The organism is Isoptericola sp. NPDC056618, from assembly GCF_042792715.1.
In the GTDB taxonomy this organism is placed as follows: domain Bacteria; phylum Actinomycetota; class Actinomycetes; order Actinomycetales; family Cellulomonadaceae; genus Isoptericola; species Isoptericola nanjingensis.
In genome coordinates, this window is sequence record NZ_JBHTVZ010000003.1 from 60848 (window position 1) to 76368 (window position 15521).

At 76.2% G+C, this 15521-nt stretch carries 15 protein-coding genes; 6 read left to right on the forward strand and 9 right to left on the reverse strand.

The window, feature by feature from the left end:
* The first annotated feature begins 26 nt into the window (after positions 1-26).
* From cydD to ACFQ8T_RS06185, 4 genes are read left to right on the forward strand one after another with little or no spacing between them, the layout of a single operon-like run.
* The gene (cydD, locus tag ACFQ8T_RS06170) at positions 27-1811 is read left to right on the forward strand and encodes a thiol reductant ABC exporter subunit CydD (RefSeq protein ID WP_430545674.1); all 1785 of its coding nucleotides are present in this window, start codon (positions 27-29) and stop codon (positions 1809-1811) included.
* Positions 1808-3559: a thiol reductant ABC exporter subunit CydC gene (gene cydC, locus ACFQ8T_RS06175; protein ID WP_430545675.1), complete on the forward strand. Its 1752-nt coding sequence runs from the start codon at positions 1808-1810 to the stop codon at positions 3557-3559. Before cydD ends, cydC begins: the two co-directional genes overlap by 4 nt.
* Positions 3560-3602: 43 nt before the next feature.
* Positions 3603-4520 carry an ABC transporter ATP-binding protein gene (locus ACFQ8T_RS06180; RefSeq protein WP_430545676.1) on the forward strand — a complete coding sequence of 306 codons (918 nt, stop codon included), beginning with the start codon at positions 3603-3605 and terminating at the stop codon, positions 4518-4520.
* Positions 4517-5332, forward strand: a complete 816-nt coding sequence (locus ACFQ8T_RS06185; RefSeq protein WP_430545677.1) for a hypothetical protein — start codon at positions 4517-4519, stop codon at positions 5330-5332. The genes ACFQ8T_RS06180 and ACFQ8T_RS06185 overlap by 4 nt, the downstream gene beginning before the upstream one ends.
* On the opposite strand, the gene ACFQ8T_RS06190 is transcribed toward ACFQ8T_RS06185, so the two are convergent.
* Genes ACFQ8T_RS06190 through ACFQ8T_RS06205 form a run of 4 tightly spaced genes read right to left on the reverse strand, consistent with a single transcriptional unit; the run spans position 5329 to position 10337 of the window.
* Positions 5329-6966, reverse strand: coding sequence for a phytoene desaturase family protein (locus tag ACFQ8T_RS06190; RefSeq protein ID WP_430545678.1), 1638 nt, complete (start codon positions 6964-6966; stop codon positions 5329-5331). The two genes, ACFQ8T_RS06185 and ACFQ8T_RS06190, sit on opposite strands and share 4 nt — an antisense overlap.
* Positions 6963-8327 carry a dipeptidase gene (locus tag ACFQ8T_RS06195; protein WP_430545679.1) on the reverse strand — a complete coding sequence of 455 codons (1365 nt, stop codon included), beginning with the start codon at positions 8325-8327 and terminating at the stop codon, positions 6963-6965. Before ACFQ8T_RS06195 ends, ACFQ8T_RS06190 begins: the two co-directional genes overlap by 4 nt.
* Entirely contained in the window at positions 8324-8839 is a 516-nt protein-coding gene (locus ACFQ8T_RS06200; protein ID WP_430545680.1) for a hypothetical protein, read from the reverse strand. The genes ACFQ8T_RS06195 and ACFQ8T_RS06200 overlap by 4 nt, the downstream gene beginning before the upstream one ends.
* A gap of 1 nt (position 8840) precedes the next feature.
* Positions 8841-10337, reverse strand: a complete 1497-nt coding sequence (locus tag ACFQ8T_RS06205; RefSeq protein ID WP_430545681.1) for an APC family permease — start codon at positions 10335-10337, stop codon at positions 8841-8843.
* Positions 10338-10463: 126 nt separating this feature from the next.
* On the opposite strand from ACFQ8T_RS06205, the gene ACFQ8T_RS06210 reads away from it, so the two are divergent.
* Positions 10464-11402, forward strand: a complete 939-nt coding sequence (locus ACFQ8T_RS06210; protein ID WP_430545682.1) for an NAD(P)-dependent oxidoreductase — start codon at positions 10464-10466, stop codon at positions 11400-11402.
* A 65-nt stretch (positions 11403-11467) separates the two neighbouring features.
* On the opposite strand, the gene ACFQ8T_RS06215 is transcribed toward ACFQ8T_RS06210, so the two are convergent.
* Positions 11468-12232 carry a DUF3995 domain-containing protein gene (locus tag ACFQ8T_RS06215; RefSeq protein ID WP_430545683.1) on the reverse strand — a complete coding sequence of 255 codons (765 nt, stop codon included), beginning with the start codon at positions 12230-12232 and terminating at the stop codon, positions 11468-11470.
* 60 nt (positions 12233-12292) lie between these two features.
* Between ACFQ8T_RS06215 and ACFQ8T_RS06220 the strand changes: the two genes are divergently transcribed.
* Positions 12293-12853 (forward strand): TetR/AcrR family transcriptional regulator, encoded by a 561-nt coding sequence (locus ACFQ8T_RS06220; protein WP_430545684.1) that lies wholly within the window; start codon positions 12293-12295, stop codon positions 12851-12853.
* A gap of 21 nt (positions 12854-12874) precedes the next feature.
* Here the strand turns inward: ACFQ8T_RS06220 and mutM are convergent, their stop codons facing one another.
* From mutM to ACFQ8T_RS06240, 4 genes are read right to left on the reverse strand one after another with little or no spacing between them, the layout of a single operon-like run.
* Positions 12875-13819: a bifunctional DNA-formamidopyrimidine glycosylase/DNA-(apurinic or apyrimidinic site) lyase gene (gene mutM, locus ACFQ8T_RS06225; protein ID WP_430545685.1), complete on the reverse strand. Its 945-nt coding sequence runs from the start codon at positions 13817-13819 to the stop codon at positions 12875-12877.
* Positions 13812-14579, reverse strand: a complete 768-nt coding sequence (gene rnc / locus ACFQ8T_RS06230) for a ribonuclease III (RefSeq protein ID WP_430545686.1) — start codon at positions 14577-14579, stop codon at positions 13812-13814. Before rnc ends, mutM begins: the two co-directional genes overlap by 8 nt.
* Position 14580: 1 nt before the next feature.
* Positions 14581-14775, reverse strand: a complete 195-nt coding sequence (gene rpmF, locus ACFQ8T_RS06235) for a 50S ribosomal protein L32 (protein WP_079574722.1) — start codon at positions 14773-14775, stop codon at positions 14581-14583.
* A gap of 2 nt (positions 14776-14777) precedes the next feature.
* Complete coding sequence (locus ACFQ8T_RS06240; RefSeq protein ID WP_429764006.1) at positions 14778-15329, reverse strand: YceD family protein; 552 nt, start codon at positions 15327-15329, stop codon at positions 14778-14780.
* Positions 15330-15521: the final 192 nt, after the last annotated feature.

Below are 15521 nucleotides of genomic sequence, written 5' to 3' on the forward strand. Positions count from 1 at the left end.
TCTGTGCCGACCCCTGGCCTGATCCCGTGAAGCCCCTCGACCCCCGCCTGCTGCGGCGTGCGCGCGCGGCCCGGTGGTACGTCGCCCTGACCGCGGCCCTCGGCGTCGCCGCCGCCGGCGCCGTCGTGCTCCAGGCCTTCGCCATCGCGCACACCCTCGGGCCGGCGGTCACGGCGGGCAGCGCGGGTGCGCCGCTCGCCCTGGCCGACGTCGCGCCGTGGCTCGGGGCGCTCGTCGCCGCGATCGCCGCGCGCGCCCTGATCGCCTGGGCGCAGGAGCGGTACGCGCAGAAGGCGGCGGCCGACGTCGTCGCCGAGCTGCGCGAGCAGGTCGTGGCGCACGCGGTGGCGCTGGGCCCGCGGCCGGCCGGGGACGGCAGCGAGGGCGAGGGGCCCGCCGCCACGGCGACGCTCGCCACGCGCGGTCTGGACGACCTGGGCCCGTACCTCGTGCGCTACCTGCCGCAGCTGCTGCTCACGGCGATCCTCACCCCGGTGCTCGTGCTGGTCGTGCTCGGCCTGGACTGGGTCTCCGCGCTGATCTGCGTCGTGACGCTGCCGCTCGTGCCGCTGTTCATGTGGCTGGTCGGCGTCATGACCGCGGGCGCCTCGGAGCGTCGGCTGCGCACCATCGAGCGGCTGGGGTCGCAGGTGCTCGACCTGCTGGCCGGGCTGCCCACCCTGCGGGCCTTCGGTCGCGAGGTCGGGCCCGGCGCCCGCGTGCGCTCCCTCGGCGACGCGTCGCGGCGCGCCACGATGGGCACGCTGCGGATCGCGTTCCTGTCCGGGATGGTGCTGGAGCTGCTGACCACGCTGTCGGTCGCAATCGTCGCCGTCGGCGTCGGCCTGCGCCTCGTCGAGGGGATGATCGCCCTGGTGCCCGCCATCGCCGTGCTCGTGCTCGCGCCCGAGGTCTACCTGCCGCTGCGCCGCGTGGGCGCGGAGTTCCACGCGTCCACCGACGGCCTCGCCGCCGCGGAGCACGCCTTCGCCCTCCTCGAGCGGCCGGCCCCGGCCGCGGGCACCACGCCCGCGCCGGCGCTCGCCGGCGCGACCCTCGTGCTCGACGGCGTCGGCGTGCGCGCCGGCGACCGCGGCATCCTCGCCCCCGCCGGGCTCACCGCGCGGGTGCCGCTCGGCAGCGGCCGCCCCGGCGGCGGTCGGGTCGTCGCGCTGCGCGGCGCCAGCGGCGCGGGCAAGTCCACGACGGCGCTCGTCCTCCTGGGGCTGCTGCGCCCCGACGAGGGCCGGGTGCTCGTCGAGCCCGTCTCGCAGGACGTCGGCGGGGCTCCCGTCGATACGCGCCCCGTCGACCTGGCCGACGTCGACCCGGCCACCTGGTGGCCCCAGGTCACCTGGGTGCCGCAACGCCCCACCCTGGCCCCCGGCACCGTGCGCGACGCCGTGACGGACGGTCGCCCGGTCCCCGACGACGCCCTGGCCGCCGCCGCCCGCACCACCGGCCTGGACGACGTCGTCGCGGCGCTGCCGCTGGGGTGGGACACCCCGGTCGGGCTCGGCGGCACCGGCCTCAGCGTCGGCCAGCGGCAGCGGGTCGCGCTCGCGGCCGCCCTCCTGGACGGGGAGGCCTCCGGCGACGGCGCTCCCCCGCCCCTCGTGCTGCTCGACGAGCCCACCGCGCACCTCGACGCCCGCGGCGAGCAGGTCGTGCTCGACACCGTGCGCGCCTGGCGCGACGCCGGGCGCACGGTCGTCGTCGTCGCGCACCGGGCGTCGCTGCTGGCACTCGCGGACCAGGTGGTGGACGTCGCCTCGCGCGCCGTCGGGCCGGCCGAGGCGGGGGCGTCGTGAGCGCCGCCACCCGCCCCGTCGACCCGCTGCGCCGGGTGCTGCCCCTGCTGGAGGTGCGCTGGACCCGCGTGGCGCGCGCCGTCGCGCTCGGCACGCTGGCGCTCGGGTTCTCCGTGGGCCTGGCCGCCGCCGCGGCATGGCTCATCGCCCGCGCGTCGCAGATGCCGCCCGTGCTGCAGCTCTCGGTGGCCGTCGTCGCCGTGCGCGCCTTCGGCACCGGCCGCGGCGTGCTGCGCTACCTCGAGCGGCTCGCCTCCCACGACGTCGCGCTGCGCGGCATGGCCGCCCTGCGCGCCAACCTCTACGACGCGCTGGCCCGCGGGCCGGTGACGCGCGTGATCGCGCTGCGCCGCGGCGACCTGCTCGCCCGCGTCGGCGCCGACGTCGACGCGGTGGGCGACGTCGTCGTCCGGGCGCTGATCCCGGCCGGGGTGGCCGCGTGCGTGGGGCTCGGCTCCGTGGTCCTCGTGGGGGCGTTCCTGCCCGCCGCGGGGGCCACCCTGCTGGGGTGCCTGCTCCTCACCGGCGTGCTGGCGCCGTGGCTGGCGTCCCGCGCGGCGGCGTCGGTCGAGCGCCGGGGCGCCGCCGCCCGGGCCGAGGTGACCGGACGCGCGCTCGAGCTGCTGGAGGACGGTCAGCAGCTGCGCGTCGCCGGCCGGCTCGACGACCGGCTCGCCGGCCTGCGCGCCACGGACGCTCGGCTCACCCGCTCCACCGACGACGGCGCGCGCATCTCCGGCACGTCGGCCGCGATCGACGCCGGGGCGCAGACCCTCGCCGTGCTGTGCTCGCTGCTGCTCGGGCTCCCCGCCGTCGCGGCGGGCACGCTGACGCCCGTCGAGCTGGCCGTCGTCGTGCTCACGCCGCTCGCCGTCTTCGAGGCGACGTCGACGCTGCCCGCCGCCGCCGTCCAGCTGCGCCGGTCGCGGGAGGCCGCCCGCCGGCTCGTGGCCCTCCTCCCCGACCTGTCGGACGCCCGGCCCACCGGGGCACCCCACACGTCTGACACGTTGCTGGAGCTCGACGCCGTCGACGCCGGATGGGCGGACCGCACCGTGGTCGCGGGCGTCGACCTCGCGCTGCGGCCGGGCGACGTCGTCGCGCTGGCGGGACCGTCCGGCGCGGGCAAGACGACGCTGCTGCTCACGGCGGCCGGGCTGCTGCCGGCGCGCTCCGGCGCCGTCCGGGCGGGCGACGGCGGCGCGCTGTTCGTCGCCGAGGACGGGCACCTGTTCGGCACCACCGTGCTGGAGAACCTCCGCGTCGCGCGGCCCGACGTCACCGCGGACGACGCGCGCGACGCGCTCGCAGCCGTCGGCCTGGACGCCTGGCTCGCCGGGCTGCCCGACGGCCTCGACGCCATGCTCGGCCCGGACGGCGCCGACGTCTCCGGCGGCGAGCGCCGGCGGCTCCTGATCGCCCGGGCCCTGCTGGCGCCCGCCCACGTGCTCCTCGTCGACGAGCCCGCCGAGCACCTCGACGCCGCCACCGCCGACGCGCTCGTCGCCACCCTCGCGGCGCACGCCCGCGGCACCGGGCGCGCGGTCGTCGTCGCCTCGCACCGCCTCACGCCGCTCGCCGTCGCGGACGAGGTGCTGCTGCTCGGCACCTCCGCCGACGCCGGCGACGACGGCGCCGCACGCGTCGTGGCCCGCGGCCCGCACGCGGCGCTGCTGCACGACGAGCCGGCCTACGCCTGGGCGGCCGACCAGGAGCGGGCCGGGGAAGCCAGGGTCCTCCCAGGGTGATGCCGGATGCCGGGCCGCGTCCCGGCGCCCGTAGGGTCGCCGCATGATCACGATCGACGCCCTGACGAAGCGGTACCGCGGGGTGACCGCCGTCGACGACGTCTCCTTCACCGCGCGCCCCGGCCGGGTGACCGGCTTCCTCGGCCCGAACGGCGCCGGCAAGTCCACCACGCTGCGGATGCTCACCGGGCTGGGCGAGCCGACGTCCGGCACCGCGAGCGTGCTGGGGCGGCGCTACGCCGACCTGCCGAACCCGGGACTCGACGTCGGCGTGCTGCTCGACGCCTCGGCCCAGCACGGCGGCCGGACCGGTCTCGAGACGCTGACGCTCGCGCAGCGCACCCTGGGCCTGCCCGCGAGGCGCGTGGACGCGGTGCTCGACCTCGTCTCCCTCACCGAGGCGGAGGCGCACCGGCGCGTGCGCGACTACTCCCTCGGCATGCGCCAGCGCCTCGGCGTCGCGACCGCGCTGCTCGGCGGGCCGCAGGTGCTCGTGCTCGACGAGCCCGCCAACGGCCTCGACCCCGCCGGCATCCGCTGGATGCGCGACCTGCTGCGCGGGTTCGCCGACGACGGCGGCACCGTGCTGCTGTCGTCCCACCTGCTCGCGGAGATCCAGATGATCGCGGACGACATCGTCGTCATCGGGAACGGCCGCGTCGTGGCGCAGGGCACCAAGGACGAGCTGCTCGCCGGGCACGGCACGCTGGTGCGCGCCGCCGACCCGGCCACGCTCGCCGCCGCGCTGACCGGCGCCGGGTTCACCGCCGCCCCCACCGCCGACGGCGCGGTGACCACCGACGCCGGCCTCACCGCCGCGGGCGCCGCGGCCTTCGCCGCCGGGATCGCCGTCACCGAGCTGCGTGCCGGCGACGGCGCCAGCCTCGAGGAGACCTTCCTCGCGCTCACCACCGACACCCAGCGCGACACCCCGCGCGCGAGCACCGGAGCCGCCGCATGACCGCCGTCGGCACCACCGCACGGCCCGCCTCGGACGCCGGGGCCCCGGCGCTGCGCGGCACGACGGCGCCCCCGCTGGGGCGGCTCGTCGGCGTCGAGCTCCGCAAGGTGCGCAACACCCGGGCCGGCGCCTGGCTGCTCGTCACGATCGCCCTGATGGTCGTCGGCATCACGGGGATGGGCATGCTCTGGGGCGTCGGCTCGAGCGCGTCCCTGGGCTCCTTCGTCTCGGTCCAGGTGATGCCGATGCAGCTGCTGCTGCCGATGGTCGCCGTCCTGGCGATCACCGGCGAGTGGAGCCAGCGCGGCGCGCTCACCACGTTCGCCCTGGTCCCGCGCCGCGGCCGCGTCGTCGCCGCGAAGGCGCTCGCGGCGCTGCTCGTGACGCTGGCGGCGACGGTGCTGTCCGTCGCCGTCGCCGTCGTCGGCGTGCTCGTGGGCGGCGCGGTCCACGACGTCCCGGTCGCCTGGGACCTCACCGCCGACCAGGCCGCCCGCGCCCTGCTGATCAACGTGCTCTCGGTCGCCGTGGGCTTCGCCCTCGGCGTGCTCATCAGGTCGTCGGCGCCGGCGCTCGTGGCCTACCTCGGGTTCGTGCTCGTCGCGCCGATGCTGTCCGCGATCGCCGCGGGGTACGTCGCCTGGTGGGCCGCGCACGGGCTCTGGTTCGACCTCGCCACGACGCTGCAGGCCTTCTCGGCCCCGCAGGTGACCGGAGAGACCTGGGCGCAGCTGGGCACGTCGACGCTCCTGTGGGTCGGCGTCCCGCTGGTCGTCGGGCTCCGCGGGCTGCTGCGGACCGAGATCCGCTAGCCGGGCCGACCCGAGACGCCCAGCGCCGCCATCGCCGCGGCGCGGCCGGGGACGCCGCTCACTCCCCCGCCGCGCCGCGCTCCCGCGCCGGCCAGCAGCACGCGCGGGTGCGCGGTCTCCCCGCCCCAGGAGCCCGGGCGGTCGAGGCCGGCCTCGTCGTCGTCCGGCGCCCACGGCCACGACAGGTCGCGGTGGAAGATGTGCCCGCCCGGCAGGCCGACGTCCCCCTCCAGGTCCACGGGGCTGCGGACCTCGAGGCAGGGGCGACCCTCGGCGTCGCGCAGCAGCACGTCCTCGATCCGCTCGGCGAGCACGGAGTCGAGCGACGCGAGCGTGGCCGCGAGCGCCCGCTCCCGGGCGGCGTCGTGGGAGCTGTCGGGACCGAGGGCGTCGCCGCGGAACAGCCGCGCGGGCATGTGCAGGCCGAACAGGGTGAGCGTGTGGGCGCCCGACGCGCGCAGCTCCGGCCCGAGGATCGACGGGTCCGTCAGGGAGTGGCAGTAGGTCTCGCACGGCGGCAGGTCGGGGATCTGCCCCGACGCCGCCTGCGCGTGCGCGGCGCGGAGCTGCGCGGCCGACTCGTTGACGTGGAACGTGCCGCCGAACGCGGCGGCCGGGTCGACGCCGTCCCGCAGCCGCGGCAGGCGCCGCAGCAGCAGGTTCACCTTGAGCTGGGCGCCCTCGGGGGGCCGTGAGGTGGCGCGGCCCGACGGCGCGGCCCCGGTCGCCGCGAGCAGGCGGTCGAGCGTGTCGGGGGCCGCCCCGCACAGCACCGCGCCCGCCGCGACCTCGCGGTCGCGTCCGTCGTCGTCGGTCCAGGCGACCCGGGCCTCGGCCCCGCTCCCGGGGTCGACCGCGACGACCGCGGCCCGCGTCACGACCGTGGCGCCTGCGGCGAGGGCGGCGTCCCGCAGCGCCCCGGACACGGCGCCCATCCCGCCCACCGGCACGTCCCAGTCCCCGGTGCCGCGGCCGATCACGTGGTAGAGGTAGCAGCGGTTCTGCGCCAGCGAGCCCTCGTCGAGGTCGGCGAACGTGCCGATCAGCCCGTCGGTGGCGACGACGCCCCGCACGACGTCGGAGGCGAACCGCTCGCGCAGCGCCTCCCCCAGCGACCGCTCGACGAGGTCGTGCCAGGTCGCGGCGTCGTCCACGAGGACGCGGGCCTCGGCGCGCGACGGCAGCGGCTCGGTGAGCGTCGGGAAGAGCCGGCGCGCCAGGCGGCCGGTCGCGGCGTACCAGCGCTGCCACGCCGCGTGGTCGCCCGCCGCACCGACGGCCGCGAACGAGGCCCGCGTGGCGGCGTCGTCCCCGGTGTCGACCAGCAGGCCGGCGTCCCCCACGGGCGTGTACGAGGAGTACCGGCGGCGGCGCAGGGTCACCGGAAGCCCCAGCTCCTCGACGATCCGGCGCGGCAGGAGCGACACGAGGTAGGAGTAGCGCGACAGCCGCGCGTCCACGCCCGGGAACACCCGCGCCGACACCGCCGCGCCGCCCACGTGGTCGAGGCGTTCGAGCACCAGCACGCTGCGCCCCGCCCGCGCCAGGTACGCGGCCGCCGTGAGCCCGTTGTGCCCGCCGCCCACCACGACGGCGTCGTAGCGGGCGGCGGCCGGGCGGCGCTCTGCCGTCATGCGCCGAGGCGGGCCAGGAACAGCGCCTCCCCCACCGCGAGGTTCTCGATCTCGCTCGGGTGCACGCTCTCGTTCGGCGCGTGGATGAGGCAGGCGGGCTCCTCGACACCGAGCAGCACGATCGCCGCGTCGGGGTACTGGCCCGCGAGGATGTTGCACAGCGGGATGGACCCGCCCTGCCCGGCGGTCACGGTGGCCCGGCCGTAGGCGTCCGCGAGCGCGGTGGAGAGGGTCTCGAAGACGTGCCCCTCGGTGCGGGCGGCGAACGGCTGGCCCGGCGTGTCCCTCTCCACGGTGACGCGCACGCCCCACGGCGCGTGGGCCTCGAGGTGCGCCACGAGCTTGTCCTGCAGGTCGCGGGCGTCCGCGCCGGGCGGCACGCGCAGGTTGAGGCGGGCCGCGGCGCGCGGCTGGATCGCCGCGGCCGACCCGACGACGGACGGCGCGTCGATGCCGAGGATCGTCACGACCGGGCGGGCCCACAGCATGTCGGCCACGGCGCCGTCGCCGAGCAGCCGCGTGCCCGGCAGCGCGCCCGCGTCGGCGCGGAACTGGTCGGTGTCGTACCCGACGCCCGGCCACGTCCCCGAGGCGTCCACGCCGTCGATCGTCGTGTTCCCCTCGGCGTCGCGCAGCGAGGCCAGGAGCGCGACCAGCGCCGCGAGGGCGTCGGGGGCGGCGCCGCCGAACATGCCCGAGTGGATCTCGCCCTCGAGCGCCTCGACGCGCACGACGACGCTCGTCGCGCCGCGCAGCGACACGGTGAGCGTGGGCAGGCCGAGCGTCGCGTTGCCGGTGTCCTGGATGAGCATCGCGTCGGCGGCCAGGGCGCCCGGGTTCGCCTCCACCCAGCCGTCGAGGCCGCCCGTGCCCTGCTCCTCCGAGCCCTCGATCACGATGCGCACGCCCACCGGCAGGTCGTCGCCCACCAGCGACCGCAGCGCCCGCAGCGCCGTGAGGTGCGTGACGATGTTGCCCTTGCAGTCCGCCGCGCCGCGGCCGTAGAGCCGGCCGTCGCGCTCCGTGAGCTCGAACGGCGGCGTGGTCCAGGCGGCGTCGTCGAGCGGCGGCTGCACGTCGTAGTGGGCGTACAGCAGCACGGTCGGCGCGCCGGGCGGGCCGGGCCGGTACCCGACGACGACGTCCGAGCCGTCGGGGGTGCGCTCGCGACGCGCGTCGTCGATGCCCTCGGCGCGGAACGCGTCGACCACCCACCGGGCCGCGCGCTCGCACTCCTCGCGCGGGAAGAGCCGCTCGTCCGCGACGGACGGGATGGCGACCAGGGTGCGCAGGTCGTCGAGCGCCCGGGGCAGCAGCGGCGCGACGGCGGCGCGCACGGCCTCGACGTCGGTGGCGGTCATGAGGTCTCCTCGGTGCTGGCATCGGTGCTGGGCTCGCCGGCGGGCTGGGTGGTGGTGTCGTCCAGGTTCAGCGAGTCGACGTAGGCGTCGAACTCGTCGAGCTGGTCGGGGCAGTAGGTCTCGATCACGAGGCGGTCCCCCTCGAGTCGGCGCTCGTCGAGCACGGAGGGCCGCAGGCCCGGGCCGGCCGCGCCGTTCGCCGAGCCCAGGTTCGCCGTGGCGTCCACGAGCGCGGCGGGATCGGTGCAGAACCCGCCGCCGTCGGACCCGAGCACGCGGGCGATGGTCTCCTCGGAGAAGGCGGTGATGCCGATGTCGGCGAACGCGGCGTGCAGCGTGGCGGCCTTCTGCTCCGCCTCGCGCTCGTCCTGCCGGTCCTGGTAGCCCGCGAACTGGATCATCATGATCGCGCCCAGCACCAGGATCAGGACGGCGGCGGCCGTGTACGTGATCCAGCGGTGCCGCACCGGCGCGCCGGGCTCCGTCCCCGGCGACGGCGTCGTGGTGGTCATGTCACTCCCCCTCGTCCGTCGAGGCGCCCGTCGGGGCGTCTGTCACGACGTCCGCCGGCTGCCGCCACGACGGCTTGCGCAGCCTCAGGAACAGCCACGGGATCAGCAGGCCGATGATGCCGAGCCCGCCGCCGACGATGAGGATGTACACCCCGACCGAGCCGCTGGAGAACTGCGCGGGCGGCACGAAGCCGATGATCAGCGCGGCCACCGAGGCGAGGAAGCCGACCACGCACAGGAGACCGAGCGCCGGGGCACGATAGCCGCGCGGGTGGTCGGCGGCGGTCCGCCGTAGCCGCATCGCCGCGACGAAAAGCAGCAGGTACATGATCAGGTACACCTGCGTGGTGATCACGGACAGGATCCAGTACGCGCTGGAGACGTCGGGGATGAACGCGTACAGCAGGGCGATGACGGTGGTGAACACGCCCTGCGCCACGAGGATGTTCTGCTGCACGCCGTTCTTGTTGAGCCGCTGCAGGAAGGGCGGCATGTAGCCCTCCTCGCGCGCCACCGTCAGCAGGCCCTTCGACGGCCCGGCGAGCCAGGTGAGCATGCCGCCGATCGACGCCGCGATGAGCATGAGGCCGAGGATCGGCGTCAGCCACGACACCCCGAAGTTCGCGAAGAACGCGTCGAACGCCTGCATGACGCCGGCGGTGAGGGAGAGCTGGTCGGCCGGGATCACCCAGCTGATCGCGACCGCCGGGAGGATGAAGATCACGAGCACGAGCCCGATCGCCAGGAACATCGCGCGAGGGAACTCCTTGCCCGGGTTGCGCAGCGTGTTCACGTGCACGGAGTTCATCTCCATGCCGGCGTACGACAGGAAGTTGTTGACGATGAGCACGAGGGAGGCGATGCCCGTCCACTGCGGCAGCAGGTGGGACGAGTCCATCGGGGCCGCCGACTGGTTGCCCTGCCCGAGGAACACGATGCCGAGGACGACCAGGATGGCCGCGGGGATCAGCGTGCCGATGACGAGCCCCGCGCTGGACAGCCCCGCCACCGTCTTCGTGCCCTGCGACGACACCCACACGCCGGCCCAGTAGATGACGACGATGACGATCGCCACGTACACGCCGTTGGACGCCAGCGCCGGGTTGATGACGTACGCGAACGTGCTGGCCACGTACCCCAGCAGGCTCGGGTAGTAGAAGATCGTCATCGCGAACTGGCACCACACGGCCAGGAAACCGAGCGGCTTGGACAGCCCCTCCGCCACCCATCGGTACACGCCCCCCGACCATCCGGACGCCAGCTCCGCCGAGACCAGCGACGTCGGCAGCAGGAAGACCAGGGCCGGCACCACGTACAGGAACACGGCCGCGAGCCCGTAGACCGCCATCGTCGGCGCGGCCCGGAGGCTCGCCACCGACGACGTGATCATGAACGCGAGCGTGATCCACGTGATGTAGTTGCGCGGCGTGCGCGCCGTCATCGCCTGCCGCACCTGCTCGCGGGTCGGCGGCGCCGTCCCCGTCCCCGACGTCGTCATGCCGACCTCCTCGACACTCTGCCCACCCGGCGGACGCCGGCCTCTCGCACGATATGAGCGCAGGTCACGGGGCGCACGGCGAACGGCACCGAACCGCCCGCCGGCGGGCTGCTAACGTCGCGAGGCGTGAAGCTCCTCGTGCCCGGCAACGTGCCCTTCGACCTGACGATCGACGTCCCCGGCGTGGAGGTGGCGCGCTACGTAATGCGCGACCCGGTGCCGGAGGAGCACACCGACGCCGACGCCCTGGTCACGTGGTCCAGCCCGCAGCGGGTCATGGAGGACGCCGCGCGCCGGATGCCGCACCTGCGCTGGGTGCAGACCCTCAACGCCGGACCCGACCAGGCGCTCGCCGCCGGGTTCGCGCCCGACGTCGTCATCTCGTCGGGGCGTTCCCTGCACGACGCGACGGTCGCCGAGCACACGCTCGCGCTCGTCCTCGCCTCCGTGCGGCGCCTCGACCGTACGCTCGAGGCGCAGCACGAGCGCCGCTGGGACCGGGACCTCGGCAAGGAGCAGGCGAACCACGAGTCGCAGTTCACGCTGCACGGCGCCCGGGTCACGATCTGGGGCTTCGGCTCCATCGCCGCCGTCCTCGCCCCGCTGCTGGCGGCGCTCGGCGCGCGCGTGACCGGGGTCGCGTCGTCGGCGGGCGAGCGGTACGGCTTCCCGGTGGTGGCGTCGATCGACGAGGTCGCGCCCACGACCGACGTGCTCATCTCCCTGCTGCCCGCGACGGAGGCGACGCACCACGCGCTCGACGCCCGCGTGCTCGGCCTGCTGCCCGCGCACGCGCGGTTCGTCAACGCCGGCCGCGGGGCCACCGTCGACGAGGAGGCGCTGGTCGCCGCCCTCCGCGACGGCACGATCGCCGGCGCCGCGCTCGACGTCACCGAGACCGAGCCGCTGCCCGAGGACTCGCCGCTGTGGGACGCCCCGCACCTCATCCTCACGCCGCACGTCGCGGGCGGGCGGCCGCAGGGCGCGGCCGGCTTCGTCGCCGAGCAGGTACGGGCCTGGCAGGCCGACGGCGCCGCCGGGCTGCGCAACGTCGTCGCGCGCTGAGTCGCCGACGCATGCGAGAGGGCCCATGAAACGCCACCCGTCGACGACGTAGCGACCCTCGGAGGTCAGGCCGCGAGGGCCAGGCCGGCGGCGGCGCCCGCCGCGAGCAGGCCGACGGCCGGCGTCCACCACCGGTCGTCGGCGCGGGCGAACCGGGTGCCCCGCACCCGCTTCGAGACGCCCACGTACCGCCCGTCCCCCACGACGCGGGCCAGCAGGACGACCAGGGCCGCGACGCCGAGCCCACGCCACCAGCCACCGTCGGCACCGAGGGCGAGGGCGACGACCACCGCCGCGTAGGCGACGAGCGCCACGACGACGGCCAGCGTCGCCAGCGGCCCCGGCCGGACCACGGGCTCGCGGGTGCCGCGGCGCTGCGGCAGCACCCGGCCCGCACCGGCCGTCGCGCCCACCGCCCAGGCGGCGTGGAAGCCCGCGGCGACGAGCGCGGCGAGGACGGCGGCCCCGGCTCCCGCCCACAGCGCGGCCTCGGGGATCGCACCGCCCGCCCCCAGGGCGAGCAGTCCCGCCGCGGCGAAGACCGGCCAGGCGAGGTGGCCGGGTACGAAGGCGAAGATCAGGGCCCCGGTGGCCAGGCACAGCGCACCGACGGTGACCGGCACCGACCAGCCGAGCAGCATCGCGGCGAGCGCGTACCAGGCGAGCGACAGCGCGTGCCAGACGGCGCGGACCAGCCGGCCGTCCCAGGGATGCGCGAGCCGGGTGCGCCAGCCGGGCGAGGCGAGGAGCGGGCGGACGATCACGTGCTCCCCGAGCACGGAGTGCAGCGTGGCGACGGCGGCGAGCAGGACGGCGGCGGCGATCGACATCGGATCCTCCATACGGTGGCGTACGGCCACGGTAACCGTACGGTGGCGTATGGTCAACGGATGGCTTCGCTCTCCGTCGCCGACTGGGTCCGCGCCGCCGCCGAGAGGCTCGCGGCGGACGGCGTCGACGCCGTCCGCGTCGAGCCCCTCGCGCGCGAGCTCGGCGTCTCCAAGGGGAGTTTCTACTGGCACTTCGGCGACCGTGCCGCCCTGCTCGACGCCGTGCTCGAGCACTGGCGCACGGTCGGCACCGCCGGCGTGATCACGCGGGTGGAGGAGGCGTCCGACGACCCCGCCGACCGGCTGCTCGGGCTCGCCCGCCTGGCCTTCGAGCACGCGGGCGGCGGACCCGGCGCGGTCCTCGACGGCCGGTTCGACGGCGCCGTCCGCGCCTGGGCCGCCCACGACGCCCGCGCCCGCGACGCGGTGCACGCCGTCGACGGGGCACGGGCCGCCTACCTGGAACGGCTCCTCACCGGGGCCGGCGCCCCGGACGCCCCGCGGCGCGCCGCGATCCTCTACCGCGCCCTGCTCGGCGAGTACGCCATGCGCAACGCGGGAGCCGGCGCGCTCGACCGGCGCGCGGTCGACGACCTGGCAGCCTGGGCCCTGGGCCGGTGAGCCGGCGGCGTCAGGAGCGCGTCACCAGCGGCCGTTCCGCGGCCGCGGCTGGCAGACCGGGCAGGTGTACGACGAGCGGTTCATGAACGCGTCCCGCCGGATCGGAGTACCGCAGCGCGGGCAGGGCTCGCCCTCGCGGCCGTAGACGGCGAGGCCGCGCGCGAAGTAGCCGGACTCGCCGTTGACGTTCACGTACAGGGCGTCGAAGCTCGTGCCGCCCTGCGCGAGAGACTCCGACATCACCTCGGCGGCGGCGTCCAGGGCGCGGCGCACCTCCGCCGCCCGCAGGCGGTCCGTCGCGCGCGCGAAGTGCAGACGCGCGCGCCACAGCGCCTCGTCGGCGTAGATGTTGCCGACGCCGGACAGCAGCGTCTGGTCGAGCAGCGCCCGCTTGATCCCCGTGCGCCGCCGCCGGGTCGCGGCGACCACCGCGTCGGCGTCGAACGCGGGGTCGAGGGGGTCGCGGCCGATGTGCGCCACCGGCTCCGGCACGGCCGGCAGGTCGCTGCCCAGGCCGCCGGGGGCGCCGTCGGACGTCGGCTCCAGGTCGACGACGGACAGGTGCCCGAACGTGCGCTGGTCGACGAAGTCGAGATACTCGGCACCGCTCGGGGCGTTCGCGAGGTGCAGGCGGGCGCGCAGGTGCGGGTGCGCCCAGTCGCCCGCGACGGCGGGGTCGCGCACCAGCAGCTGCCCGGACATGCCGAGGTGCGCGAGCAGCGCGGCCGCGGGGGCGGCGTCGGCGGTCCCCGGCGCGTCGCCCCCGAGCGGCAGCCAGAGGAACTTGCCGCGACGCACGGCGGCGGCCAGACGCCGGCCGCGCAGCTGGTCGGCGAACCCCGCGGGGCCGCCGTCGTGCCGCCGCACGGAGTAGTCGCGGAACACCTCGACGTCCCGCACGACGGCGCCCACGACGAACCGGTCGAGGCCGTCGCGGACGGTCTCGACCTCGGGGAGCTCAGGCACCGGCGGCGTCGCCCTCGGCCATCGACGTCACGCCCGACGTCGGCTCGGCGCCCGGCACCGGAACCTGCTGCAGGGCGCGGTACGCCTCCTCGGCGGCGGCCTGTTCGGCGTGCTTCTTCGCGGAACCGGTGCCGAGGCCCAGCACCGGGCCGGCGGTCACCTGGGCGTGGAAGACGCGCGCGTGCTCGGGGCCCTCGCCGGTGACCTCGTACACGGGGGCGCCGAAGCCGCGCACGGCGGCCGCCTCCTGCAGCGACGTCTTCCAGTCGAGCCCCGCGCCGAGCCCGGCGGCGGCGTCCAGCGTCGTGTCCACGAGGCGGTGCACCAGCTCTCGCGCCGGCTCCAGGCCGTGCGACAGGTAGGTGGCGCCGATCAGCGCCTCCACGGTGTCGGACAGGATCGAGTCCTTGTCGAACCCGCGGGTGCGGAGCTCGCCCTTGCCGAGCAGCACGTACCCGCCGAGGTCGAGGCGGCGGGCGATCGCCGCGAGCGCGCGCTGCGACACCGTCGCCGCGCGCATCTTCGCCAGCTCGCCCTCGGACTGGTCGGGGTGGCGCCGGTACAGCGCCTCGGTCACGACCAGCCCCAGCACGGTGTCGCCCAGGAACTCGAGCCGCTCGTTGGTCGGGATGCCCCCGGCCTCGTGCGCGAACGACCGGTGCGTCAGCGCAAGCACGAGAAGCTCGGGGTCCAGGTGGACCCCGAGCTTCTCGAGAAGAGCGGTCGGCTCCGGCCGGGGCCGGTTGCCGGATGCAGGCATGTCAGCCCGCGTGCTCGGTGCGCAGCGCCTCGGCGTACTGGCGGCCCTTGTAGGCACCGCAGGTGGGGCACGCGGCGTGGGACAGCTTCTGCCCCTTGCAGCTCGGGCACGTCGTGAGAACCGCCGCGGTGGTCTTCCACTGCGAACGGCGCGCACGGGTGTTGCTGCGCGACATCTTGCGCTTCGGAACAGCCACGGCTAGCTCTCTTTCGTCTCGTCGGACACGCTCGAATCCTCGAGCATGGTCTGCAGCGCCGACCACCGGGGGTCGACGAGGTCGTGATGGTGGTCCGGGTCGTCCGCCAGCCGCGCCCCGCAGACGGAGCACAGGCCGGGGCAGTCCGGACGGCACAGCGGTTGAAATGGTAGTGCAGTCACGAGGGAATCCCGAACCGCCGGCTCGATGTCGGCCTGGTCGTCGACCAGGACCGGCTCGTCCTCGGCGTCCTCGTCCCCGGACTCCTCCGCCGCCTGCGCCCTCTCGGGGTAGGCGAAGAGCTCCTGCACACGCACCGTCACCTGCTGGGAGACCGGGTCGAGGCAGCGCACGCACTCCCCCACCGCCGTGCCGCGCACGACGCCGGACACCAGCACCCCTTCCATGACCGACTCCAGGCGGAGGCCCAGGGTGAGGTCGTCGCCCTCGGGCACGCCGATGACGGCGGTCCCCATGTCAGCGGGGGCGGGCACGACGCGCGCGACCTCCTCCATCGAACCGGGTCGCCGAGACAGCTCGTGCGTGTCGAGCACGAGCGGCGAGGACTTCGCGGTGGCGATGGCAGGCTCCGATGAACAGGGGTGGACCCGACGGGCGGGAAGGGGGTGGGGCCCGGACTCGGGCCAGCGACCTAGTCTAGGCCATCCTGGCGCCGCGGCGCAGCACGCCCGGGAGTGACGCGTCTCTCACGCCTGGCGACGACCCCCTTGGACCCGCCGGCGCAG